This window comes from Streptomyces sp. NPDC091682, assembly GCF_044756625.1.
Taxonomy (GTDB): Bacteria; Actinomycetota; Actinomycetes; order Streptomycetales; family Streptomycetaceae; genus Streptomyces.
Window position 1 is genome coordinate 465,255 of record NZ_JBIVTH010000003.1, and the last position, 24,429, is coordinate 489,683.

Below are 24,429 nucleotides of genomic sequence, written 5' to 3' on the forward strand. Positions count from 1 at the left end.
TTCACGACGGCAACCGGGACCGTCGGAACCGGGGCGGCGGGACTTCCTCACCGCGGTGGGGGCCGTGGCGGCGACCTTCGCGCTCGGGGTCCCCGCGCGGGCCACCGCCGATGCCCGGGACGCAGCCACCGCCGCCGAGTACGTCGACGTCCAGCTCCTCGACATCACCGACCTGCACGGCTACCTGCAGGGCGCACCCGGCAGCAACTCCGTCATCGTCGGCAACGGCGGCCGCAGCTACACCGTCGGCGGCGTCGCGTACATGGCCGCCCACCTCGAACGACTCCGCGAAGGACACCCCAACTCCCTGTTCTTCACCCCCGGAGACGCCTTCTCCGGCTGGGAGTTCGACGCCGCGGCCTTCGCCGACGAGCCGACCATCGAGGCCCTCAACCGCATGGGGCTCGACTTCGCGACGGCCGGCAACCACGAGTTCGACAAGTCCCCCGCCATGCTCCGGCGCCACATGGAGCAGGGCGTCCCGTTCCCGGTCGAGGGTCGCGACACCTCCTTCACCGACTCCTCCGGCCTGCGCTTCCACGGCGCCGACTTCCGCTACTACAGCGCCAACCTCGTCCGGGTCCAGGACGGGACGACGGTCCTGCCCGCCTACCACGTCGAGCGGGTCCCCACCGCCGACGGCCGGGAACTGCCCCTCGGGTTCATCCACCTCACCGCCGTGGGCAGCGAACGCTTCCCGGGCTCCTACCAGCCGGGCCTCGCCACCCTCGACGCGGTCGCCACCGCCGACCACTACGCGGCCCTGCTCAAGAGCCAGGGCGTGAACGCGATCGTGCTCAGCCTGCACGACGGGGCGGTGGCGGGAGCCGACTTCAACAGCGGCGTCGACCCCTCGGGCCCGGCCCTCGACCTCGCGCTGCGGGTCTCGCCGGACATCGACGCGATCGTCACCGGCCACTGGCACACCCGGTTCAACATGATGGTCCCCGACCCGAACGGCGTCCCCCGCCCGTTCGTCGAGGCCGGCTGCTACGGCCAGGTCATCAACGAGATCAACCTGCGGCTCGACCCGCTCACCGGCCGGGTGGTCCGGGAACTGACGGTGTCCACCAACCATCCCAACACGCGCGACATCGCCCCTCATCCGGAGCTGCAAGGGGTCGTCACCTACTGGGCCGGACAGGCCGCCGCGCGCGACCGGACCCGGATCGGGCAGCAGAGCGGCTCCTTCCTGCGCACCCGGAACTCGGCGGGCGAGAGCACCATGGGCAACCTGGCCGCCGACTGGGCGCTGTGGGCGGGCAGCAGGCCCACCGACCCCGAGAACGACGCCAACGTCCACCCCAACGTCCCGGCCGAGCTCGCCGTGATCGCCGCGGCGCCCCGCGTCGGCCAGGCGGTCATCGCCGGGGACCTCGTCCTCGACGCGGCGTCGGGCGGCACCGTCACCTTCGGCAACGCCTGGCGGGCCATCGGGTTCGGCGATCCGATCGTCAGCGCGTGGGTGACCGGACAGCGGATCCACGACGCGCTGGAGGAGCAGTGGACGACGGCGGAGGGCGGCGAACTGCGCTTCGCTCCCCTCGCCGTCTCGCGGAACGTGCGCTACAGCTTCGACGCGCGGGGGGCGGTCGGGGACCGGGTGGATCCCGCGGAGGTCTTCATCGACGGCCTCCCGCTGGACCTCGGCCGCAGCTACCGGCTCGCGGCCCCCTCGTACACGCTCCTAGCGAGCGACGGCTATCCGGCCCTCTCCGAGTTCCAGGAGCCCTACCGGCACCAACGGGACTTCGAGAGCTTCGTGGCGTACGTACGGGAGGCGGGGGTGTTGGCCCCGCAGCCCAGGGGGCGGGTCACGGCGGCGAACGCGGGCGCCGCGGCGGCCGACGTGGGCGCCGTGGTGGACCCGCCGGTGCTGCTCCTGCCCGACGGCACCCCGGTACCGCGCCCGGAGGCGGCGATCATCGCGGCGGACCGGCCGCTTCCGGCCCGCGGCGGCGGCCGCCCGCCCTGCTGATCCGGCGCCGAGCGCCGGGAGGCTACTGGAGACCGGAGCCGAGGCCTCCGGGGACGCGACCGACCGGTTCGTCGCGGCCCTGGGCCCACAGGGAGCGGACGTGGCCGAGGTGGCGGAGCATGCACTCCATCGCCGCCTCGGCGTCGCCGCTCAGCATCAGGTCGAGCAGCTCGATGTGTTCCTCCGCCGAGGAGACCAACTTGCCGGCCTCGTCCAGGCCGGTCAGTCCGTAGAGCCGGGACCGCTTGCGCAGGTCGCCGACCGTCTCCACCAGCCGGTCGTTGCCCGCGAGGGCCAGCAGGGAGAGGTGGAAGCGGCGGTCGGCCTCCAGGTAGCCGATGAGGTTGTGCTCGCGCGCGCTGGTGACGATCTCCTCGGCGACGGGACGCAGCGCCTCCAACTGCTCGGCCGTGGCGATCTTCGTGATCCGGCCGATGGTCGGCACCTCGATCATCGTGCGCAGCTCGGTGAACTGGTCCAGGTCGCGCTCACTGACCTCGGTGATCCGGAAGCCCTTGTTGCGGACCGGCTCGACCAGCCCTTCCCGGGCCAGGTCGAGCATGGCCTCGCGGACGGGGGTGGCCGAGACGCCGAGTTCGGCCGCGAGGCCCGGTGCGGAGTAGACGCTCCCGGGGCGCAGCTCACCCGCTATCAGCGCGGCCCGCAGGGCGTGCCCGACCTGGTCGCGGAGGCGTTCCTGGGCCTTGATGAGACTGTGCTGCTTCAGGTCACCCATTGCATTTCCTCCGAGACCCCCGTACACCGCCGACGAGGAGAGGACCAGCGTACAATGTCACGTTGCGCTGCTCACACTCCGGCGGCCTCGTACAGCGCGACCGCCACAGCGAGATCTTCCCAGGCCATGCCCACGCTCTTGAAGAGTTGTGGACAACTCCGCGGCCCGCCCACCGGCATCCGGCCGCCCACCAGATCGGCGAGGGTGCCGGTGATGTGACCGGGCCCGATGGCCCCCTCGGCCTCCGGGACCAGCAGGTCCCCCGCCTCGCGCAGCGCCGCCGCCCGGGACTCCACGTACACCGCCGCCCGTCGCACGAGGGCGGTGTCCGTCTCCCGGGCCGTCGGCTCGTGCGAGCCGACGGCGACGACGGTGGCCTCCGGCCCGACGAGGCGCCCGTCGAAGAGCGGTTCCCGGGCCGTGGTGCAGCAGATCACCAGGTCGGCGTCGGCCACCGCCTTCGGGGTGCCGGTCCGGGCGGCCGGGCCCAGGGTGCGGGCGTACGCGGCGAGCCGCTCCGCGCCCCCCGGGTCTCGGGCGACCACCACCACCTCGGCCAACTCCCGCACGGCCAGCACCGCTTCCAGATGCCCGTGCGCCTGCGGCCCCGACCCGAAGAGCACCAGGCGCAGCGGCCGCCCGGCGGGCGCCAGGTGGCGCAGCGCGAGGGCGGAGACCGCCGGGGTGCGCAGGGTGGTCAGCGCCGCGCCGTCCATCAGGGCCAGCGGGCGCAGGGTGGGCCCGTCCAGGAGGAGGTAGGAGCCGGTGATCCTGGGCAGCCCGCGCGTAGGGTTCCCGGGCGCGACCCCGGCGATCTTCACCCCGGCGTACGCGCCGGACGCGGCGGGCATCAGGAGCAGTTCGCCCCCGCCCGGCACGTCGATCGCGGAACGCGGCGGGCAGCTCTCCGGGTCGAGGCCGCCGTGCAGGGCGGCGGCCACGGCGTCGGCGGCCGCCGCCGGACCGAGCAGGGCGGCCATCGGTCCGGCGGCGAGCTGGGGGACGCCCGTCACAGGAGGAATCCGGTGCCGAGGGCGTCGTGCGGGTCGACCACGAAGGCGTGTTCGCCGGTGCGGTGGGCGGTTCCGGTGACCTCGGTGACCCCGCCGTCCAGCATCCGCCCGGTGAACACCGTGCCCGTGACCGACTCGTGCAGCAGGTCCTCGCCCGGGCCGAGCCGCCCGTCCTCGGCGAGCAGCGCCAGCCGCGCCGAGGTGCCGGAGCCGCAGGGCGAGCGGTCGATCTGCCCGTCGGCGAAGACGGTGACGTTGCGCTGGTGGGGCCCGAAGGGGGTGTCGGGCAGCTCCTCGTGGAGGATCACCCCGTAGACCCCGGAGAGCAGCGGGCCGGCCGGGTGCCAGGTGGCGGGGTGGGTGGCCAGCGCCGCCCTGATCTCCTGTCCGGCCCGCACCAGGGCGGGCAGCGCCGCCCGGTTGACGTCCAGGCCGAGGTCGCGCGCGCGGACGGCGGCGTAACAGGCCCCGGCGTGCGCGATGTCCACCTCGGCGAGTCCGAACGAGGTGGCGACGGGCACCTTGCGGGCCCCGACCCGGGCCGGGACGTTGCGGAAGGTGACCCCGGTGGTGCGGCCTCCGCCGCGGTGGACGGTGGCGGTGACCCGCCCGGACGGTACGTCGATGCGCACCGGGGCGTCCCCGTCGTCCGGGGCCGCGACCCGGCCGGTGTCCACGGCCCAGACCCCGAGGGCCATGGTGCCGTGGCCGCAGGCGGTGGAGTAGCCGTCCTTGTGCCAGAACAGCACGCCGAAGTGGGCGCCGTCGTCGTCGGCCGGGACCACGAACCCTCCGTACATCCCGGCGTGCCCGCGCGGCTCCTGCACGAGCAGGCGCCGTACGTCGTCCAGCGCGCCCCGGCGCGGGGCCGTCCCGGAACCGCCCGGGCCGATGACGGTGGCGCAGCGCTCGGCGACGGTGTCCCCGGGGACCGGCGGCATCCCTTCCCGTGCGCAGTCGACGATCCGGAAGGGCTCGCCGGCGGTGTGGTAGTCCACCGTGCGGACGGTGATCACAGGAGGAACCCTCCGGGGAAGGGGTCGGTGGGGTCGAGGAAGTACTGGGCGGTGCCGGTGATCCAGGCCCGGCCGGTGACCGTGGGGACCACGGCCGGGAGGCCGCCGACGGTGGTCTCTCCGACCAGCCGGCCGGTGAACTCGGTTCCGATGAAGGACTCGTTGACGAAGTCCGCGCCGAGCTCCAGCAGGCCGCGGGCGTGCAGCTGGGCCATCCGCGCGCTGGTCCCCGTACCGCAGGGCGAGCGGTCGAACCAGCCGGGGTGGATGGCCATGGCGTGCCGGGAGCGGTGGGCGTCGGAGCCGGGGGCGGCGAGGTAGACGTGCTTGACCCCGGCGATGGAGGGGTTCTCGGGGTGGACGGGCCGGTCGGGGCCGGCGTTGATCGCGTCCATCACCGCGAGGCCGGCGGCGAGCAGGTCGTCCCGCCGGGCCCGGTCGAAGGGCAGCCCGAGGGAATCGAGTTCGACGAAGGCGTAGAAGTTGCCGCCGTAGGCCAGGTCGTAGGTGAGCGCGCCGAAGCCGGGGACCTCGGTCTTGAGGTCGAGGCCGACGCTGAAGGAGGGCACGTTGGTGAGGGTGACGGCGGTCGCCGCACCGTCCTCGACCCGGACGTCCACGCTCACCAGCCCGGCCGGGGTGTCGAGCCGGACGGTGGTGACCGGCTCGACGACCGGCACCATGCCGGTCTCGACGAGGACGGTGGCGACCCCGATGGTGCCGTGCCCGCACATGGGGAGCAGGCCCGACACCTCGATGTAGAGGACCCCGTAGTCGGCGTCCGGGCGGGTCGGGGGCTGCAGGATCGCGCCGCTCATCGCGGAGTGCCCGCGCGGCTCGTACATGAGCAGGGTCCGGACGTGGTCCGTGTGCTCGATGAAGTGGAGTCGCTTCTCGGCCATGGTGGCGCCGGGGATCACCCCGACTCCTCCGGTGATGACCCGGGTCGGCATGCCCTCGGTGTGCGAGTCCACCGCGTGGTAGACGTGGCGCGTACGCATGTGCGGTCCCCCGGTGACTAGTTGAGGCCCTCGGCGAGGGCCTTCTCGGTAGCGGCGCGGACGGCGGCCTCGGTCTCGCCGGTGAGCGGGAAGCGCGGCGGGCGGGTGGCGCCGCCGGGGCGCCCGGCCAGGTCCATGGAGAGCTTGATGGCCTGGACGAACTCGGTCTTGGAGTCCCAGCGCAGCAGCGAGTGCAGGGACTTGTAGAGCGGCAGGGCGGTCTCCAGGTCCCCGGCGACGGCGGCCCGGTAGAGCTGGGCGCAGGAGCGCGGCAGGGCGTTGGGGTAGCCGGCGATCCAGCCGACGGCGCCCGCGAGGGCGAGTTCGAGGAGGACGTCGTCGGCGCCGATCAGCAGGTCGAGGCCGGGGGCGAGCTCGGCGATCTCGTAGCCGCGGCGCACGTCCCCGCTGAACTCCTTGACGGCGACGATGGACCCGTCTGCGTGGAGCCGGGCGAGCAGGTCCGGGGTCAGGTCCACCTTGGTGTCGATGGGGTTGTTGTACGCGACGACGGGCAGCCCGGCGCGGGCGACCTCGGCGTAGTGGGCGCGTACGGCGTCCTCGTCGGCCCGGAAGGCGTTGGGGGGCAGCAGGAGTACGGAGCCGGCGCCGGCCTCGGCGGCCTGATCGGCCCAACGGCGGGCCTCGGCGCTGCCGTAGGCGGCGACGCCGGGCATGACGCGGGCGCCGTCGCCGGCCGCCTCGACGGCGGTGCGCACGACGGCCGCCCGCTCCTCGTCGGTGAGGGTCTGGTACTCCCCCAGGGAGCCGTTGGGGACCACGCCGTCGCAGCCGTTGGCGATCAGCCAGGCCACGTGCTCGGCGTACGCGTCGTGATCGACGGTGAGGTCCTCGCGCATCGGGAGCGCGGTGGCGACCATGATTCCGTGCCAGGGGCGGGTGCGGGGCGCGGGGGTGTGCGCGTGGGTCATGTGAGAGCTCCCTAGTGTGGTGTGTGACATTTTACTAGCGGGTGTGGCGCGGCCACAAGGGCCGCGGCGCCCCGATCAGTGCTCGGCGCAGGGAAGTTCGGCGAGGTGGCGCAACGGAACGGGGCAGGACAGCGGCCGCCGGTCGGGCACGGGTTCCTCCCCGGCCAGGGCCGCGACGGCCGGGCCGCACATCCGGCCCTGGCACCAACCCATGCCGGCCCGGGTGAGGAGCTTGACGCTGCGGGCGTCCCGCGCGCCGAGGTCGCCCACGGCCTCGCGGATCCGCCCGGCCGACACCTCCTCGCAGCGGCAGACGACGGCGTCGTCGCGGAGCCAGCCGGTCCACCCCTCGCCGGGACGGTGGGCTGCGGCCATCACGTCGGCGAAGGCGCGCAGCCGGGCCCGGCCGCGGGTGAGCCGGGACCCGGGCAGCGCACCCGCGATGGAGTGCGCGGCCAGTTCGCCCTCGGTCAGGGCCAGTTGGGCCCCGCCAATGCCACCGGTCTCACCCGCCGACCAGATGCCCGGGACGGAGGTCCGCTGCTCGGCGTCGAGGACGAGGGCGACGGTGCCGTCCGGGCCGGTGCGGGTTGCGCAGCCGAGGCCGGTGGCGAGTTCCAGCTGGGGCACCAGCCCGTGGCCGACGGCCAGGGCGTCGCAGGGGATCCGGCGGCCGGTACCGGGCAGCGGTCGCCAGTCGCGGTCGAGCCGGGCCACGGTGACGGCCTCGACCCGGTCGGTGCCGTGCGCCTCGGTGACGGCGTGCCGGGTGAGGAGCCGGACGTGGTGGCGGGCCAGCGCCCCGCCGTAGGTGGCGGCCTCGACGAGCTTGCCGGGGTTGCGCAGCAGGGCGGGGACCCGGCCCGCGTACGCGGTGTAGGCGGCGGCCTCCACCACGGCGGGCACGACGGCTCCGGCGGCGGCGAGCGACCCGGCCACGGCCAGCAACAGCGGCCCACTGCCCGCGACGACCACCCGCCGGCCCGGTAGGACCAGCCCTGCCTTGAGCATGGCCTGCGCCCCGCCGGCCCCGACCACTCCCGGCAGGGTCCAGCCGGGGAAGGGCAGTTGCCGCTCGTAGGCGCCGGTGGCGATGAGCACGGCCCGGGCCGTGACGGTCGCGGCCCGCTCCTCGGGGGCGTGACCGGCGACGGCGTGCAGGATCCACTCGGTGGCGGGCGCGGCGTGCCCGCGGCGGTCCCCGGCCGCCCCGCCCGGGACGATCGTCCACACGTGGTGGAGCGGGAGGTAGGTGATCCGGCCGGCCGACTCGTGGGCGCGCAGGGCGGCTTCGCGGGTCGCGAACTGCGCCCAGCCGTGGTGCAGCGCCTCGGGTCGGGCCGCGCCCAGGCCCGGGGCGGGGTGGCGGTAGAACTGCCCGCCCGGGCGGTCGCCCGCGTCGAGGAGGGTCACCCGCAGGCCGAGGCCGGCGGCCGTGACGGCGGCGGCGAGGCCCGCCGGACCGGCCCCGACGACGGCCAGGTCGACCGGACCCGCGCCGGCGGGCGCGGGACCGGCGGCAGATGCCCGCTCCGACACGGCGGCGGACGCGGCGGGGGGATCCGCGCGACCCGCGCGACCGGCGGGCTCAGACGGCGAGGTCGGCACGGCCGGTTCCTTCCTGGGTGGTGACGGAGTCCCCCGGCCGGGCCGGGACCAGGCAGGCGCGCTGGTTCGGGCGGCCGTTGACGGTGACCAGGCAGTCGTAGCAGCTACCGATCCCGCAGAACGCTCCGCGCGGGGCGCCGCCCTCCCGCGTGGTCCGCCAGGCGAGGACGCCCGCGCTCCAGAGCACCGCAGCGATGCTCTGGCCGGGCAGGGCGGGCAGTTCCCGGCCATCGAAGGTGATCTCGTGCGCGGCTGCCGGGCTGCCGCCGACCAGCGCGCGGGGGCTGCGCATCAGTGCTGCTCCTCAGGGGTGTCGGTGGCGGCCGGGTCCACGGCGAAGCGGTCCGGACGGAACGGGTGGGCGGGGAGCGGCGGTTCGGCCCCCGTCAGGGCGGCGGCGATCAGCGCTCCGGTGGCGGGCGCCAGGCCGATGCCCGCGCCCTCGTGGCCGCAGGCGTGCAGCAGCCCGGGGCGCCGCGGGTCCGGGCCGATCGCCGGGAGGTGGTCGGGCAGGTAGGGGCGGAAGCCGTGGTAGGCGCGCATGACCCGGACGTCGGCCAGGACGGGGAAGAGCGCCGCCGCCTGGGCGGCCAAGCGGCGCAGGGCCTCCGTCGAGAGGGTGCGGTCGAAGCCGACCCGCTCCCGGGTGGCGCCGATCAGGACCGGGCCGGACGGGGTGCCCTCGACCACCGCCGAGGACTGCAGGGCGGCGGAGCCGCTGGCGACGTCCGCGATGTAGTCGGCGGCGTAGACCTTGTGCCGGACCACCCTCGGCAGCGGTTCGGTCACCAGGACGAAGCCGCGGCGCGGGAGGACGGGCAGGGTGACCCCGGCCAGCGAGGCGATGTGGCCGCCCCAGGTGCCGGCCGCATTGACCACGGCCGGGGCCAGGAGTTCGCGGCGCCGCGTGCGCACCCCGCGGACGGCGCCCCGGTCCAGCAGGATCTCCGTCACCTCCTCGCCGAGGTACACCTCGGCGGCCGGGGCTCCTGGCGCACCCGGGGCGCGCGCCGCGGCCAGCAGCCGGGCCGCCGCCTGGGCGGGCTGGACCTGAGCGTCCTGCGGGTAGTGGAAACCGCCCGCCAGACCCGGGGCCAGGTGCGGCTCCAGGTCGTGCAGAGTGTCCGCCGCCACTTCGACCGCGTCGACGCCGACCGCGCGCTGGCCCTCCGCGAAGTGCCGCAGGGCCTTCACGGTCCGTTCGTCGGGGGCGACGACGAGCCCACCCTTGGGCTCGTACTCGATGTCCGGCGGGAGGACCGCGGCGAGTTCGGTCCACAGGCGGGTGGACAGCAGGGCGAGGTCGAGTTCGGGTCCCGCCTCCTTGTCGGAGACGAGCAGGTTGCCTTCGCCGGCACCGGTGGTGCCGCCCGCCACGGGGCCCCGGTCGACCACGGCCACGGAGAGTCCGGCGCGGGCCGCGTAGTGGGCGCAGGCCGCCCCGACGACGCCGGCGCCGATGATCACGGCGTCCAGGGAGTGTCTCTTGAGCACGACAGTAATATGTCACATTCTTTAGGGCCTGCCCAGATGCCCGGGCCGGTCCCGCACCCCCCTCGGATGCGGGACCGGTCCGGTGCCGGGCGGGTGCCGATCAGCTGCGGAGGGGGCCCTCGCAGCTGTAACTGGAGGTGCCCGCGACCTTGTTGGTCCAGATCTCCACCGGACCGAAGGAACAGTTCATGTCGGCGAGGTTGTTCGAGGCCGCGCCCGCCCGGTCGAGGATGAAGTAGTCGACCGTCTCCGACATGTCCTTGAAGTTCTGGTCGTCGCTGCGCCAGTTCTTCAGGTTCGCGGTGATCCGGCCGGTGCAGGTGAAACGCCGCTTGCCCGGGTCGCCGTTCTCCACGCAGTCCGGGGTGTTGTACGTGGCCGTGGCGAAGGAGGACTTCACCGAGGCGAGCGCCGCGTCGCGCAGCCGGTCGTTCGGGGTGAAGGAGGTGTTCGGCACGTGGAGCTGGTCGACCTTGGCGATCTGCGCGTCCAGGAAACGGTCGTAGTCGCGCTGGAGGTAGGTGTCCGCGCCCGTCCGGTGGCGCCAGGCGTCGTACGCCGCCACGTCGTCGGCCCGCAGGTGCGCGTACATCTCGCGCAGCAGCGCGGGCTTCTCGGTCCACAGGAACTCGAAGAAGGTGCCCGCGTAGCTGTAGAAGCGGAAGCCGTCGCCGTCGTAAGTGGCGTTCAGCAGCTGCTCGACGCTCATGCGCGGGCCGCCGCCGGCCGTGTCGCTGATGATGCTCTTGACGAGGGACTTGCGGACGGCGATGCCGTTGTCGCGGGTGGCGCCGTCGAAGAACTCGGCCGTGCCCTCGTCCATGGCGGTCGTCCGGTCGCCCTCGTACCAGGGGCCCTGGCCGAAGAAGCCGGGCACCGCGAAGCGGCCGTTGAGGTAATGCGTGTACTCGTGGCGGAAGAGCTCCTCGAGGGTGAGGGAGGAGTCCTGGGGGACGCGGCGCTGGTAGGTGTAGAAGGTGGCGCCGTTCTCGATGTAGATGCCGCCGTTGTTGGTGCCGTAGCCGGTCAGGATCGGGTGGTAGTTCACGTAGTCGGCGCGGGAGGCGTAGAGCACGATGTTGAGCGTGGAGTTGGGGTCGCCCGCGAGCGGCTGGTCGGTGCCGAGCACGCGGTGGTACTGGGCCTTGACCTGCTTGCTCGCGTAGTACAGCTGGTCGACGGTGGCCCGGTCCAGGGCGGTGCGGACCTTGATGGCGCCGTTGTCGTAGGAGTAGGTGTAGGGGAACAGCTGCTTCTCGATGTCCTCCTTGCACACCCCGTACGGTTTGCAGGCCTCGTAGAAGTTGAGCCAGGAGACGACCTTGGCCCACGGCTCGCTGCCGTCGCCGAAGGCGGCGCGGACGGGGCCGAGCATCGCGCCGAGGTCGGCGACGACCCGCTCCCGCAGGCCCTCGACCTGGCCGAAGCGGGCGTACTCGCTCAACGCGTCGCGCACCACCCAGGCGTTGCCCGTGCCCTTGAGGTGCGTGTAGGTGGAGAAGGCCTTGAAGGCGTCGCGGTAGGAGGCGTCGGCGGCCACCGCGGAGTGGAAGGCGGCGTCCTGGTTGCCCGGGTAGACACCCAGGTAGGTGACGGAGAGCGCGGCCAGCGCGGCGCCCGCCCAGCCCGCGTCGAGGTGGGTGGCCGGGTGGGCCGGGTCCATGGTGGCCAGCACCTTCTTGATGAGGCCGAGCTGGTGCTGGCGCAGGCCGGGTGCGCTGCCTGCGTAAAGGGCCTCGCGCAGGGTGCGGGCATTGCTGGGGGTCGCGTCGAAGGTGCGGGCGGCGGCGCCGAAGTCGGCGATGGCACGGCGCATGGCGTCGACGGTGGGGGCGTCGGTGACGTCGATCTCGGAGCGCGAGTAGTCGTGGTAGGCGACCGCGTGCAGGTACGTGAACATCTCCTCCAGATGGGAGGAGTTGCGCCCGTCATGGGCGGCGGCCAAGCCGGATATCCGGCGGGAGACGGCCTGGACGTGCGCGTCCGACATGACCGGGGCCAGGCGGGCGTCCCAGGTCCAGATGAGCCCGCGCAGACAGCCGTCGGCGAGGACGGCCTGGTCGCCGAGGAAGTCGGCGAACTGCTCGGGGGTCAGGCCGGTGATCCCGTCGAGGGTGCAGGGGACGCCCGCGGCGACGCTCTTCGCGGTGGGGGCCGCCTGGACCGCCTTGCCGCGCTTCTGCAGGTCGTCGACGGGCGCGGCGGCGGGTGTGGCCGCACCGGGGACCTGCCCGGTGATGTCCTGCCCGCCGGGGGCCGGGGCCGGCGCGGGGGTGTTGTCCTTCTGGTCGGCCAGGCGGTCGACCTCGTCGAACGGGTTCCCCGTGGGGCCGGGGGCTGTGGCGGGGGCGGCCTGTGCGCCGGTGAAGGTGGCCGGGGCCGCGAACTCTGCGGCCTGCGTGGTGGCCTGCCCCGCGGTGGCGAGGAGGGTCACGGCCACGGCGGAGGCGAGGAGGGAAGAGCGCACAGCTCTGTGCTTGAGCACCGAGGACTCCTGAAGGGAGAGGCGAGGTGGGGGGTGGTGCGTGAACTGCCCTGCGTCACACGGCGTTTGACGGGGATTAACGTGCCGCGGTGTGAGCTGTAACATAGTAATGTGAAATTGCACTGACAAGACCTGTGCGCCCACCAGTTCGCATCTTTCTTGAGGGAGTCCTCGTGACCGACGCGTCCACCCGCCTCAACACGGGCAGTCACGACCGCCCGGTGTCCCCGGAGTTGTCCCGGTTCATGGCGGGCCACTGGGCCGCGACCCCGCTGCCCTACTCCGCGCGCGTCCCCGGCCATGCCGTCACCCCGGCCCGCCGGGCGCGGCTCTCGGCCCGCTTCCCGGGCGAGCGGCTGATCGTCCCGGCCGGGGAGCTGAAGGTCCGCTCCAACGACTGCGACCACCGCTTCCGCCCGCACAGCGCGTACGCCTGGCTGACCGGCCTCACCGGCGAGGACCAGGCGGGCCACGTCCTGGTCATGGAGCCGTCGGGCCCGCACGCCCACGAGGCCGTGTTGCACCTGCGGCCGCGCTCGCCGCGGGCGGACGGGGACGGGGAGTTCTACCGGGACCGTCGGTACGGGGAGTTCTGGGTGGGCCGCCGGCCGGACCTCGCGGAGGCCGAACGCCTCACCGGCATCCGCTGCGCCCACCTGGACGAACTCGGCTCACCGGCCGGCCGCAACGCGGCCACCGACGCCGAACTCGCCTCCGCCCTCTCGGAGCTGCGCCTGGTGAAGGACGCGTGGGAGGTCGAGCAGCTCCAGCTGGCCGTCGACCACACGACGGCGGGCTTCGAAGACGTCGTACGGGCCCTGCCGCGCGCGCTGGCGCACCCGCGCGGCGAGCGCTGGATCGAGGGGGTCTTCGGCCTGCGCGCCCGGGCCGAGGGCAACGGCACCGGGTACGAGACGATCGCGGCGTCCGGCGCCCACGCCTGCACCCTGCACTGGATCCGCAACGACGGCCGGCTGAACGGGACGGAACTGCTCCTCCTGGACGCGGGCGTGGAGACGGACACCCTCTACACGGCGGACATCACCCGCACCCTCCCCCTGTCGGGCCGCTTCTCCCCCGTCCAGCGCCAGGTCTACGAACTGGTCCTGGCCGCCCAGGAGGCGGGCATCGCGGCGCTGCGCCCGGGGGCGAGCTTCGGGGACTTCCACCGGGCCGGGATGCGGGTGATCGCGGAGGGGCTGGCGGAGTGGGGCGTCCTGAAGGACGCGGAGGGCGACCTGCACCGGCGGTACACGCTGTGCAGCAGCGGCCACATGCTGGGGCTGGACGTCCACGACTGCGCGAAGGCGAGGGCGGAAACCTACCTGGACGGCGTCCTGGAGGAGGGCCAGGTCCTGACGGTGGAGCCGGGCCTCTACCTCCAGCCCGACGACGAAACCCTCCCGGCCGAGCTGCGGGGCATCGGCGTCCGCATCGAGGACGACCTGGTCATCACGGCGAACGGCGCCCGCCTGATGTCGGGCGCGCTGCCGCGCACGGTGGCCGGCATCGAGGACTGGATGGGCCACCTGCTGGAACGGTGACCGACGGGTCACTCCGCGAGGCCGGTGCGGGTCGCTCCGCGGGGCGGGTCCGGGTCGGCCTGCGGGCCGGGATCCGGGCCCGGTGTGGGCCGGTCCGCGGGGCCGGGGAGGGATGTCTCCTCGGCTCGCGCCAGGCGGGCACGTCTCGGCTGTGCGCGGTGGTTGCGCGCTCGTCCTGCGGGGACACCCCTCCCCGTCCCCGCTCCCCACGCGTCGGGCCGGCTCCGGGAACGAGGCCGGCGGTCCGTGGGTCCGGGTGACACTGTCGGAGCCCTGCCGTGGGGCGGGGACACGCCGGAGTGTCCCCGCAGGACGAGCGCGCACCACCGAGCACCACCGCGACATGCCGCACCGCGCGAGCCGAGGAGACACTCCGGCGGGGCACCGCCCCACACCACCCAGCCCCGCCGGCGCTTGAGGCGCAGGAGACGGGGCCAAGCCCCAACACCCCCGACCAGCCACAGCCAAGCACCGCGCAGCGACCCCGCACCGCACAGCAACCCCCGCGGGAGCCCCTAGGCGAGGACCGCCACCCCGTCCAGTTCGACCAGGGCCGCGTCGTCCCAGAGGCGGACCACGCCGATGACGGCCATCGCCGGATAGTCACGGCCCGCCGACCGCCGCCAGATGCGGCCCAGTTCGGCCGCGTGGGTCCGGTACGCCGCCACGTCCACCGCGTACACCGTCACCCGGGCCAGGTCCGCCGGGGTGCCGCCCGCCGCGGCCAGGGCCGCCAGGAGGTTGGCAAGGGCGACCTCGAACTGTTCCGGCAGGCTCTCGCCCACCACCTTGCCCGCCCCGTCCAGGGCGGTCTGGCCCGCCAGGAACACCAGCCGGCTGCCGGTCGCCGCGACCGCGTGCGAGAAACCCGTCGCGGGCGACAGCTCCGCCGGATTGATCCGCTCCAGGCTCATCGCGCCGCCACCGCCCCGTACAGCTCCTTCGCGATGATCGTGCGCTGCACCTCGCTCGCCCCCTCGTAGATCCGCGGTGCCCGTACCTCCCGGTAGAGGTGTTCGAGCAGGTGGCCGCGCTGGAGCGCGACCGCGCCGTGCAGTTGGACCGCGTGGTCGACCACGTACTGGGCCGTCTCGGTGGCCAGCAGTTTCGCCATCGCCGCCCGGCGCGGGACGTCCCCGGCCCCCCGGTCGTAGGCCCCGGCCGCCGCGTACACCAGCAGCCGGGCCGCCTCCGTACGGGTGGCCATCTCGGCCACCCGGTGCGCCACCGCCTGGAGATCGCTCAGCGTTCCGCCGAACGCGGTCCGGTCCGCCGTGTACGCGAGCGTCGCGTCCAGCGCGGCCCGGGCCATGCCCACCGCGAAGGCGCCGACGCTCGGCCGGAAGAGGTTCAGGGTGTCCATCGCGACGCGGAAGCCCCGTCCGGGTTCGCCGAGCAGGTCCCGCGGGCCGACCGGCACCCCGTCGAAGGCGAGGGAGCCGATGGGGTGCGGGGAGAGCATGTCCAGGGGTGCGCCGGAGAGTCCGGGGCGGTCGGCCGGGACCAGGAAGGCCGAGACCCCCTTCGCCCCCGGTCCCTCCCCCGTTCGGGCGAACACGGTGTAGAAATCCGCCTCGGGGGCGTTGGAGATCCAGCACTTCTCACCGCTGAGCCGCCAGCCACCCCCGGCGGCCGCCGCATCGGCTGTCGCGGCCAACGCCAGCGCCGCCGCGTCCGAGCCCGCCCCCGGCTCGCTCAGCGCGAAGGCCGCGACCGCCCGCCCGGTGCGCACCCGCGGCAGCCAGCGCTCCCGCTGCTCCTCGCTCCCGGCCCGCAGGACCGGGTACGCCCCGAGCCCCTGCAGGGCCAGCGCCGTCTCGGCCTCCGTGCAACCGTAGGCGAGGGATTCCCGCAGCAGGCACAGTTCCAGCGCGCCCGAGGCGAACACCCGCTCCAGCAGGCCCAGCTCCCCCAGCGCCGCCAGCAGCGGCCGGTTGACCCGCCCCGGTTCCCCTTTCTCGGCCAGTGGCCGCAGCCGCTGCACCGCCAGTGCGCGCAACTGCCCGCACCACTCCTCCTGGTCCACCCCGAGCGCGAATCCGGTCATCCGAACATCCCCGCATCTATCGCGTCCTGTTGACTGCCGTCACCATCACGATACGCTCCTGGAAGGACCTCCGGCCGTGGCCGGGGGAACCACCGCACGGCCGGCTCCACCCCACCCCGGACCGCTGCAAGGGGGGCGACCCGCCTTGGACCTCAAGCCTTCCGCTCACACCGACACCTTCGCCCGTGACCACCTGCCACCCGCGGACACCTGGCCGGAGCTCCTCTTCGAGCTGCCCGAGCTGGCCTATCCGGACCGCCTGAACTGCGGGGCCGAGCTGCTCGACGCCACCATCGCCCGGTTCGGCCCGGCCGGCGCCGACCGCCCGGCCTTCCGCAGCGGCTCGGGCGAGGTGTGGTCGTACGGCGACCTGCGCCAGCGCGTGGACCGCCTGGCCCACACGCTCACCGCCGACCTCGGCGTGGTTCCCGGCAACCGGGTGCTCCTGCGCGGACCCACCGACCCCTGGCTCGCCGCCTGCTGGCTCGCGGTGATGAAGGCGGGCGCGGTGGCCGTCACCGTGCTGCCCCAGCAGCGCGCCCAGGAGCTGGCCACGGTCTGCGCGATGGCCCGGGTGGGGCACGCCCTGTGCCACGCGGACGTGCTGGACGACCTGGTGAAGGCCGAGGTGCCGGGGCTGCGGATCACCGTGTACGGGGGATCGGCCCCGGGGGACCTGCTCCGGCTGGCCGCCAGACATCCCGATCCCTTCCCGGCCGCCCCGACCTCCGCGGACGACGTGGCCCTGATCGCCTTCACCTCCGGGACCACCGGGCGGCCCAAGGGCTGCATGCACTTCCACCGCGACCTGCTCGCCGTCGCCGACACCTTCTCCCGCAGCGTGCTGCGGCCCCGCCCGGACGACGTCTTCGCGGGCAGCCCGCCGCTCGGCTTCACCTTCGGCCTCGGCGGACTGGTCGTCTTCCCGCTGCGCGCCGGTGCCTCGGCGCTGCTGCTGGAGGAGGCGGTGCCGCGCCGGCTGCTGCCCGCCCTCGCGGAGCACCGGGTGACGGTGCTGTTCACCGCGCCCACCGCCTACCGGACGATGCTGGACGCGCTGGGCCCGTACGACGTGGGCATGTACGACCTGTCGGCGCTGCGCCGCTGCGTCTCGGCCGGGGAGAACCTGCCCGCCGCCACCTGGCAGGCCTGGTACGAGCGCACCGGCCTGCGCATCATCAACGGCATCGGGGCGACCGAGCTGCTGCACATCTTCATCTCCGCCGCCGACGAGGACATCCGGCCCGGTACGACGGGCCGGGTGGTCCCGGGCTGGGAGGCCCGGGTGGTGGACCGGGCCGGCCGCCCGGTCCCGGACAACGAGCCGGGACTGCTGGCCGTGCGCGGCCCGGTGGGCTGCCGCTACCTGGCCGATCCCCGGCAGGGGGAGTACGTACAGGGCGGATGGAACCTGACCGGCGACACCTACGTGCGCGATCCGGAGGGCTACTTCCGCTACGTCGCCCGGGCTGACGACATGATCGTCTCGGCGGGCTACAACATCGCGGGCCCCGAGGTGGAGGAAACCCTGCTGCGCCACCCGGACGTGGTGGAGGCGGCGGTGGTGGGCCTCCCGGACGAGCGGCGCGGGCAGATCGTGGTGGCGTACACCGTGGCACGCGACGGTGCGGTGCTGACGGAGGAGGTCCTGCGCACCTTCATGCGGGCGGAACTGGCCCCGCACAAGTGCCCGCGCTCCTTCGTCTTCCTCCCGGCCCTCCCCCGTACCGCGACGGGCAAACTGCAGCGCTTCCGGCTGCGCGATCCCGGAGCCCGACCCGACCGGCCCGACAGGATCTAGAGTGAACCCGTGGTCGAGCAGCACACTCCGCGATCCCTGATCGTCACGTTCTACGGAGCCTACGGGCGGGCCTTCGAGGGCCCGGTCCCGGTGGCCGCGCTCATCCGCCTGCTGGGCGCGGCCGGCGTGGACGCCCCGTCGGTCCGCTCGTCGGTGTCCCGGCTGAAGCGGCGCGGCTTCCTGCTGCCCGAACGCGCGGCGGACGGCTCGGCGGCGTACGGGCTCTCCGAGGAGGCCCGGCAGCTGCTGGACGACGGCGACCGACGGATCTACGGCAGCCCGCAGCTGACGGACGAGTGGCTGGTGGCGGTGTTCTCGGTCCCCGAGCAGGAACGGAGCAAGCGGCACCTGCTCCGCTCACGGCTGGCCCGGCTCGGTTTCGGCGCGGTGGCGCCGGGCGTGTGGATCGCCCCGGCCCGACTGTCCGAGGAAACCGCGCACACCCTGGAGCGGCTGCACCTGACCCCGTACGTGGAACTCTTCCGCGGCGCCCACCTCGGTTTCGCCCCGACCGCCGAGGCGGTGGCCCGCTGGTGGGACCTGGCGGCCCTGGCCAAGCAACACGAGCAATTCCTCGACCTGCACGAACCCGTCCTGCGGCGGCTCCGGTCGGGCCCGGAGCCGACTACTGAGGAGGCCTACCGGGACTACCTCCGGGCCCTGGACACCTGGCGTCGGCTGCCGTACGCCGACCCGGGCCTGCCGCGCGACCTGCTCCCGGCGGACTGGCCGGGCGACCGGGCGGCGGCCGTCTTCGCCGAACTGCACGAACGGCTGCGCGACGTCGGGGCCGGGTTCGCGCAACCGTAGGCGGAGGGGATCGCGTCACGAGGTGGTGTGGCGCATTCCGATCTCCCTCCGCACCCGTTCCAGCCTCCGCATCCGTCCCCGCATCCGTCCCCGCCTCCGCCCCCGCGGCACCCATCGCCCCAGGCGCAGACCCGGCGCCAGGCACCGGTAGGGCCGGCCGGGCGGCGGGCCACGGGCCTCCTGCTGGTGGCGGCGGCGCTGGTCGGAGCCGTGGCCGGGTGGGCCGCCGTCGCACTCGCTTCGCACGCCCGCGCGTACTGCGACGCCGGTTGGGAGGCTGGCGGTCGGTTCGAGATGACCTTCCTGCTGGTGCTGATGGTGCCGGGGTGCGCCGTGCTCGCGCTGCTGATCGCCTTCCTCTCGCGACCGCTGCCCCTGTGGTCGCGGCCCGTGCCAGTCCTGCTCGTGCTCGCGGTGGTGGTGCTCGTCTTCTTCGCCTCGAAGGGGACGCTGGACGGCTACCCCGGGAACTTGGAGCGGTGCGGGCCGGACAACGTGCCGCCGTGGTGGCCGGGGTGGCTGCCCGCGTGAGAAATCCGGGTGCGGGCGGGCCGCGCGCCGCGCCACGATGGGTCATGACTTGGACCTTCACCACGGACCTGACGGCCTATCTGGCCGTGGCGGGCCCGGCCGCGGCCGCGCGGCCCGTCTCCAACACCCTTCTGCTGACCGTGGCCGACGGGCTGCAGCGCCGCGGGCCCGGTGCTTACGGCGACGGCACCCCCTTCTTCGGCTGGTGGACGGGGGCCGACGGCGTCGTCGCCGGCGGCCTGCTGTGCACCCCGCCGTTCCCTGCCGTGCTCGGCGTACTGCCCGGGGAGGCGGTCCGGGCACTCGGGGGCGTGCTCGCCGGCGAGCCGCTGCTCGCCGGGACGCACCGGTTCAACGCCCGCCGCCCGGACGCGGAGGCGCTGGCCGAAGTCTGGGGGCGCCCCAACCGGATCGCCGAGGAACTGCGCCTGTACCGGCTGGCCGGCCTGGTCGCCCCGGACCCCGCTCCGGCCGGACGGGCCCGGTCCGCCACCGGGTCGGACCTCCCGCTGCTGCTGGAGTGGACCACGGCCTTCAGAGCGGAGGTCGGCCTTCAAGGCAGCCCCTCCGAGGCCGCGCTGCGCGACCGGATCTCCTACGGCGGGCTCCGGCTGTGGGAGCACGCCGGGACCCCCGTATCGCTGGCCGGCTTCTCCCGCCCGATCGGCTCGACCTCCCGCGTCGGCCCCGTCTACACCCCGCCCGAGCACCGCGGCCGCGGCTACGCCGCCGGGGTCACGCACGCGGTGAGCGAAGCGGCGTACGCGGCCGGCGCCACCGAGGTCCTCCTCTTCACGGACCTGGCCAACCCCACCAGCAACGGCGTCTACCTGCGCCTGGGTTACACCCCGGTCGAGGACCGCGCCGAGATCGTCGCGGCGTGACGGGCCGGCCCGCGGCGGGGTCCGTACCGACGGGCGAGCCGGGTCTTGACCTCAAGCACCCTTGAGGTCCGATGATGATCCACATGACGACCGAAAGCACGGCCCGTACCGCTGACATCGAGGCCATTCACCAGGTGGTGGCCGCCGTCGAGGCCTCCCAGCAGGCCAAGGATCCCGACGCCTTCCTCTCCCTCTTCCATCCCGACGCCCTGTGGACCACCGGCGGCGGCAAGGTCCTCATCGGCCTGGACGCCATCTCCGAGTTCACCCGCGCGGTCCTCCCCGGCGCGAGCTGGGACGGCCGGGTCAGTTACACCGTCACCCACCTCCAGTTCCTCCGCCCGGACGTGGCCGCGGTCAAGGTCCGTCAGCTCTACCACTCGGCCGACGGCCCCGGGGACGAGGGCGTCCCCACGTACGTGATGACCAAGGACGACGACGGCCGCTGGCTCCTGACCGTCTGCCAGAACACGCAGGTGCCCAAGGCGCAGGCCGCCTGACCGGACGCCGCATCCTTTGTGGGCCCGCCCCGTATTCGGGTGAACCTCGGCCCGGTCGGCGGGCGGGGGGCGGTCGTACCGGCGTGGCGTGGCCCCTGCCACGGAATACACGGCGGGACAAACCCCACAGAGGGGCCAATGTCCCTCATGCGCCGTCGTTTCCTGCTCGCCGCCTCCGCCGCGGCGACCGCCTTCACCGCCACCTTGTCACTCGCCGCCACCGCACCCGCCGCCTCCGCCGGAACGGGCGGGGACGAGCACGAGCCCTGGGTGGTGCGCTCCGCCGCACAGCGCACGGACGCCAAGGCGTTCCGCTCGCTGTGCGGCGAGCAGAAGGAAGGCAGACCCGAGCGCCGCACGTTCCCGCTGTTCGGCCACAAAAAGGGCTTCACCGCGGTGCAGGACTTCCAGCGCCAGGACCCGGACGGCACGGTGTACTGGGGCGGCCACGACCCGAAGAACCCGGAGAACACCATCTCCGTGTCCGCCATCGGGGCCTGCACCGAAGGACCGGTGACCCTCTCCGGCGTCATCACGATCGGTTTCCGCCAGTACGCCTACCAGCCGCTGGCCGAGCGTCCGGGCTGGTACGAGCTGCAGGAGATCGACTCCCTCGCACTGCCGCCCAGCGGGATCGGAGTCGACACGGTCAACGTCCCCGCGAAGAAGCCGCACAAGCCGCACCACCCGCACAAGCCGCACAAGCCGGGTCTGCGGGCCGCCACGCCCAACGACCCGGCCGCCATCGACATCGTCGTCGCCTATACGCCGGCCACCGTCGCGGTGATGGGCAGTGTGCAGGCGGTCCAGTCCCGCATCTCCTACGGCGTGAACCAGCTCAACCGGGCCCTCGCCACCGACAACGTGCCGGCCAGTGTGCACGTCGTGCACACCTACCAGACCGCGGCCACGGGCGTTCCCAACGAGAACGTCAACACCCTGCTCAGCATGATCAGCAACCCCGCGAACACGGTCCTCGGTGCCACGGCCGCCGCCCGGCGCAACCAGTACGGCGGCGACCTGGTGGCGCTCCTGGCCGCCGTCCCCTTCGAGGACAGTTCCGGAGCGGCGAGCCTGCCCGACCCGGGCCCGACCGCGACGACCGACAGTGCCGCGTTCTCGGTCACCAGCATCGGCTCCGTGACGGCCTGGGAGAACCTCGCGCACGAGATCGGCCACAACTTCGGCATGAAGCACGACCGTGCGACGGTCATCAGCCAGGGCGGCGCCACTCCCGCGGGCACGTTCAACTACGGCTGGGTGACGCCCAACGGCCAGCACCGCACGCTCATGGCGTACTCCACCGCCTGCCCCCAGGCGTGCAACGTGGTCAACTCGTACTCCACCCCCGACCGCACCTGGAACGGCCAGATCCTGGGCAACGCCCAGAACAACAACGCCGCCGTCGCGCTGCAGAACGCGGACACGCTGGCCGGATACCGCGCCTCGCTCGTGACCAACCGCCGCTCCCTCACCCTGCTGCACGACCCCGTGGGCGCGGGCACGGTCCGGGTCAGCGAGTACGGCCCGTACGACCCCGGCACGCAGGTCACCGTCACCGCCGTCCCCAACCCCGGCTTCCAGTTCGACGCCTGGGCGGTGGACGGCATCGAGCTGGAGGGCAACAACCCGAACTACCAGCTCACGATGAACGCGAACCGGACCATCAACGCCCTGTTCGTCCCGATCCCGCAGCCGTAGGGGCACGCCCCGCACCACTCGGCTCCCCGTACGGGCCGCGGCCTAGCCGCGGCCCGTCGGCGGTGTGCGGCTGCCCGCGCGGTACGGGGCCGGCCAGGGCGCGCCGGGGCCTTCGTAGGACTGCTCGGCGGCCGCGTGCAGGGTCCAGTGGGGGTCGTAGAGGTGGGGGCGGCCGAGGGCACAGAGGTCGGCGCGGCCGGCCAGCAGCAGGGAGTTCACGTCGTCCCAGGAGGAGATGGCTCCGACGGCGATGACGGGGACGCCGAGCGCGGCCCGGATCCGGTCGGCGTACGGGGTCTGGTACGAGCGCCCGTACTCGGGGGCCTCGTCCGCGACGACCTGGCCCGTCGAGACGTCGATGGCGTCCGCGCCACGGTCGGCGAAGGCGGCCGCGATCCGCACCGCGTCCTCGGGCGAGGTTCCTCCGGGTGCCCAGTCGGTGGCCGAGAGCCGGACCGTCATCGGGCGGTCCTCGGGCCAGACGGCGCGCACCGCGTCGAAGACCTCCAGCGGGAAGCGCAGCCGGTTCTCCAGGGAGCCGCCGTACTCGTCGTCACGGTGGTTGGTCAGGGGGGACAGGAAGCCGGAGAGCAGGTACCCGTGGGCGCAGTGCAGTTCCAGCAGGTCGAATCCCGCGTCGGCGGCGCGGACGGCGGCGGCCGCGAAATCGGAGCGCAGCGCCTCCAGGTCCCCGTGTGCGAGGGCGCGGGGCAGCGCCGAGACGCCCGGCCGGTAGGGCAGGGCGGAGGCGGCCACCAGCGGCCAGTTGCCCTCGGGCAGGGGGTCGTCCATGCCCTCCCACATCACCCGGGTCGAGCCCTTGCGGCCGGCGTGCCCGAGCTGGACGCCGAGGGCGGTGCCGGGCGCCGAGGCGTGGACGAAGTCGGCGATCCGCTTCCAGGCGGCCGTCTGTTCCCGGGTGTAGAGGCCGGTGCAGCCGGGGGTGATGCGACCCTCGGCGGACACGCAGACCATCTCCGTCATCACCAGCCCGGCCCCGCCGAGGGCGCGCCCGCCCAGGTGTACGAGGTGGAAGTCGCCCGGCACCCCGTCTTCGGCGGAGTACACGTCCATCGGTGAGACGACGACCCGGTTGCGCAGGGTCAGCCCCCGCAGGTTGAAGGGCGTGAACATCGCGGGGGTGCCGTCCGGGCAGCCGAAGTCCCTTTCCACGGCCCGTGTGAACCGTGCGTCGCGCAGCCGTAGGTTGTCGTGCGTGACCCGGCGGCTGCGGGTGAGCAGGTTGAAGGCGAACTGCCGGGCGGGCTGGTCGACGTAACCGGCGATCTCCTCGAACCAGTGCCGGCTCGCGGCCGCGGCCCGCTGGGTACTGGCGACCGCCGGCCGGCGGGCCGCCTCGTACGCGGCGAGGGCGGCCGGCACGTCGTCCGGCACGGCGCCGACTGCCTCGGCGAGCGCGAGCGCGTCCTCCACCGCCAGTTTGGTCCCCGACCCGATGGAGAAGTGGGCGGTGTGGGCCGCGTCGCCGAGCAGCACCGTGTTGCGGTGCGACCAGCGCGCGTTGACGACGGTGCGGAACTGTGTCCACGCGGAGCGGTTGCCGTGCAGCGGCCGTCCGCGCAGGGCCTCGCTGAAGATCTTGGCGCAGCGGGCGGCCGACTCGCCCTCGTCGCACAGGTCGAAGCCGGCCGCCCGCCACACTTCGTCGCGCATCTCCACGATCACCGTGGAGGCGCCGAATTGGTTCTGCGGCCCGGAGGGCCCCGATGAGGGGTGGTGGTCGGGCGACGGGCGGGCGTAGGGGTAGGCGTGCAGCTGCATGACCCCGTGCTCGGTCTCCGCGATCTCGAAGCGGAAGGCGTCGAAGGCGAAGTCGGCGGCGAGCCAGATGTAGCGGCAGCGTCCGCCGGTCAGCGTCGGCCCGTAGTGCGCGGCGCCGGCCTCCCGGATCGCGCTGTGCACGCCGTCGGCCGCGACCACCAGGTCGTACGAGGCGGCGAGTTCGGCCGCCGGCGGGGCCTCGGAGCGGAAGCGGAGGCGGACGCCGAGGCCCGCGCAGCGCTCGTGCAGGATCTCCAGCAGCCGGCGCCGCCCGATGGCCGCGAAGCCGTGGCCGCCGGAGGTCAGCAGTCGGCCGCGGTGCACGATGTCCACGTCGTCCCAGCGCACGAACTCCGCGCTCAGGGCCGTGTGGACGACGGTGTCGGCCCGCTCGATGCCGCCGAGGGTCTCGTCGGAGAGGACGACGCCAAAACCGAAGGTGTCGTCCGGGGCGTTGCGCTCCCAGACCTCCACCGTGTGGCCCTGGCGGGCCAGCAGCGCGGCGGCGTACAGCCCTCCCGGTCCCCCGCCGACGACGGCGACCCGCATGACACCAGGAGTCATGT

At 73.9% G+C, this 24,429-nt stretch carries 20 protein-coding genes; 8 read left to right on the forward strand and 12 right to left on the reverse strand.

The annotated features are described in order from the left end of the window. The first annotated feature begins 55 nt into the window (after positions 1-55). Positions 56-1,978, forward strand: coding sequence for a bifunctional metallophosphatase/5'-nucleotidase (locus tag ACIQK6_RS10150; RefSeq protein WP_402694680.1), 1,923 nt, complete (start codon positions 56-58; stop codon positions 1,976-1,978). 22 nt (positions 1,979-2,000) lie between these two features. On the opposite strand, the gene ACIQK6_RS10155 is transcribed toward ACIQK6_RS10150, so the two are convergent. From ACIQK6_RS10155 to ACIQK6_RS10195, 9 genes are all read right to left on the reverse strand, one after another. Next, the gene (locus ACIQK6_RS10155) at positions 2,001-2,714 is read right to left on the reverse strand and encodes a GntR family transcriptional regulator (protein ID WP_329098342.1); all 714 of its coding nucleotides are present in this window, start codon (positions 2,712-2,714) and stop codon (positions 2,001-2,003) included. A 71-nt stretch (positions 2,715-2,785) separates the two neighbouring features. Further along, a complete protein-coding gene (locus ACIQK6_RS10160) occupies positions 2,786-3,694 on the reverse strand; it encodes an ornithine cyclodeaminase family protein (protein WP_329107566.1) in 909 nt (302 codons plus the stop codon). Positions 3,695-3,723: 29 nt separating this feature from the next. Continuing rightward, positions 3,724-4,743: a proline racemase family protein gene (locus ACIQK6_RS10165; RefSeq protein WP_329098343.1), complete on the reverse strand. Its 1,020-nt coding sequence runs from the start codon at positions 4,741-4,743 to the stop codon at positions 3,724-3,726. Then, positions 4,740-5,744, reverse strand: a complete 1,005-nt coding sequence (locus ACIQK6_RS10170; protein ID WP_329098345.1) for a proline racemase family protein — start codon at positions 5,742-5,744, stop codon at positions 4,740-4,742. The genes ACIQK6_RS10165 and ACIQK6_RS10170 overlap by 4 nt, the downstream gene beginning before the upstream one ends. A gap of 17 nt (positions 5,745-5,761) precedes the next feature. Further along, the gene (locus ACIQK6_RS10175) at positions 5,762-6,676 is read right to left on the reverse strand and encodes a dihydrodipicolinate synthase family protein (RefSeq protein ID WP_329098347.1); all 915 of its coding nucleotides are present in this window, start codon (positions 6,674-6,676) and stop codon (positions 5,762-5,764) included. 75 nt (positions 6,677-6,751) lie between these two features. Then, positions 6,752-8,215: an NAD(P)/FAD-dependent oxidoreductase gene (locus ACIQK6_RS10180; protein ID WP_402694681.1), complete on the reverse strand. Its 1,464-nt coding sequence runs from the start codon at positions 8,213-8,215 to the stop codon at positions 6,752-6,754. Positions 8,216-8,264: 49 nt separating this feature from the next. Further along, the gene (locus ACIQK6_RS10185) at positions 8,265-8,576 is read right to left on the reverse strand and encodes a (2Fe-2S)-binding protein (RefSeq protein WP_329098348.1); all 312 of its coding nucleotides are present in this window, start codon (positions 8,574-8,576) and stop codon (positions 8,265-8,267) included. Further along, the gene (locus tag ACIQK6_RS10190) at positions 8,576-9,778 is read right to left on the reverse strand and encodes an FAD-dependent oxidoreductase (RefSeq protein ID WP_329098349.1); all 1,203 of its coding nucleotides are present in this window, start codon (positions 9,776-9,778) and stop codon (positions 8,576-8,578) included. Before ACIQK6_RS10190 ends, ACIQK6_RS10185 begins: the two co-directional genes overlap by 1 nt. A 100-nt stretch (positions 9,779-9,878) precedes the next feature. Next, positions 9,879-12,263 carry a collagenase gene (locus tag ACIQK6_RS10195; RefSeq protein ID WP_402694649.1) on the reverse strand — a complete coding sequence of 795 codons (2,385 nt, stop codon included), beginning with the start codon at positions 12,261-12,263 and terminating at the stop codon, positions 9,879-9,881. A gap of 173 nt (positions 12,264-12,436) precedes the next feature. On the opposite strand from ACIQK6_RS10195, the gene ACIQK6_RS10200 reads away from it, so the two are divergent. Next, on the forward strand, positions 12,437-13,807 hold the full coding sequence (locus ACIQK6_RS10200; RefSeq protein ID WP_329098352.1) for an aminopeptidase P family protein: 1,371 nt from the start codon (positions 12,437-12,439) through the stop codon (positions 13,805-13,807). Between the two features lie 515 nt (positions 13,808-14,322). Here ACIQK6_RS10200 and ACIQK6_RS10205 read toward each other — a convergent pair. Beyond that, a complete protein-coding gene (locus ACIQK6_RS10205; RefSeq protein WP_329098354.1) occupies positions 14,323-14,721 on the reverse strand; it encodes a RidA family protein in 399 nt (132 codons plus the stop codon). Next, entirely contained in the window at positions 14,718-15,854 is a 1,137-nt protein-coding gene (locus ACIQK6_RS10210) for an acyl-CoA dehydrogenase family protein (RefSeq protein ID WP_329098356.1), read from the reverse strand. Before ACIQK6_RS10210 ends, ACIQK6_RS10205 begins: the two co-directional genes overlap by 4 nt. A 145-nt stretch (positions 15,855-15,999) precedes the next feature. Here ACIQK6_RS10210 and ACIQK6_RS10215 point away from each other — a divergent pair, with 145 nt between their 5' ends. From ACIQK6_RS10215 to ACIQK6_RS10240, 6 genes are all read left to right on the forward strand, one after another. Next, positions 16,000-17,655, forward strand: a complete 1,656-nt coding sequence (locus ACIQK6_RS10215) for an AMP-binding protein (protein WP_402694650.1) — start codon at positions 16,000-16,002, stop codon at positions 17,653-17,655. Between the two features lie 9 nt (positions 17,656-17,664). Beyond that, positions 17,665-18,465 carry a PaaX family transcriptional regulator C-terminal domain-containing protein gene (locus ACIQK6_RS10220; protein WP_329098360.1) on the forward strand — a complete coding sequence of 267 codons (801 nt, stop codon included), beginning with the start codon at positions 17,665-17,667 and terminating at the stop codon, positions 18,463-18,465. Positions 18,466-18,651: 186 nt separating this feature from the next. Beyond that, on the forward strand, positions 18,652-18,996 hold the full coding sequence (locus ACIQK6_RS10225; protein WP_329098362.1) for a hypothetical protein: 345 nt from the start codon (positions 18,652-18,654) through the stop codon (positions 18,994-18,996). Between the two features lie 44 nt (positions 18,997-19,040). After that, entirely contained in the window at positions 19,041-19,880 is an 840-nt protein-coding gene (locus tag ACIQK6_RS10230; RefSeq protein ID WP_329098365.1) for a GNAT family N-acetyltransferase, read from the forward strand. A 74-nt stretch (positions 19,881-19,954) separates the two neighbouring features. Continuing rightward, a complete protein-coding gene (locus ACIQK6_RS10235) occupies positions 19,955-20,380 on the forward strand; it encodes an SgcJ/EcaC family oxidoreductase (protein WP_384834741.1) in 426 nt (141 codons plus the stop codon). Positions 20,381-20,527: 147 nt separating this feature from the next. Beyond that, a complete protein-coding gene (locus ACIQK6_RS10240; RefSeq protein WP_329098366.1) occupies positions 20,528-22,081 on the forward strand; it encodes a M12 family metallo-peptidase in 1,554 nt (517 codons plus the stop codon). A 42-nt stretch (positions 22,082-22,123) separates the two neighbouring features. On the opposite strand, the gene ACIQK6_RS10245 is transcribed toward ACIQK6_RS10240, so the two are convergent. After that, positions 22,124-24,427: a bifunctional salicylyl-CoA 5-hydroxylase/oxidoreductase gene (locus ACIQK6_RS10245; protein WP_402694651.1), complete on the reverse strand. Its 2,304-nt coding sequence runs from the start codon at positions 24,425-24,427 to the stop codon at positions 22,124-22,126. Positions 24,428-24,429: the final 2 nt, after the last annotated feature.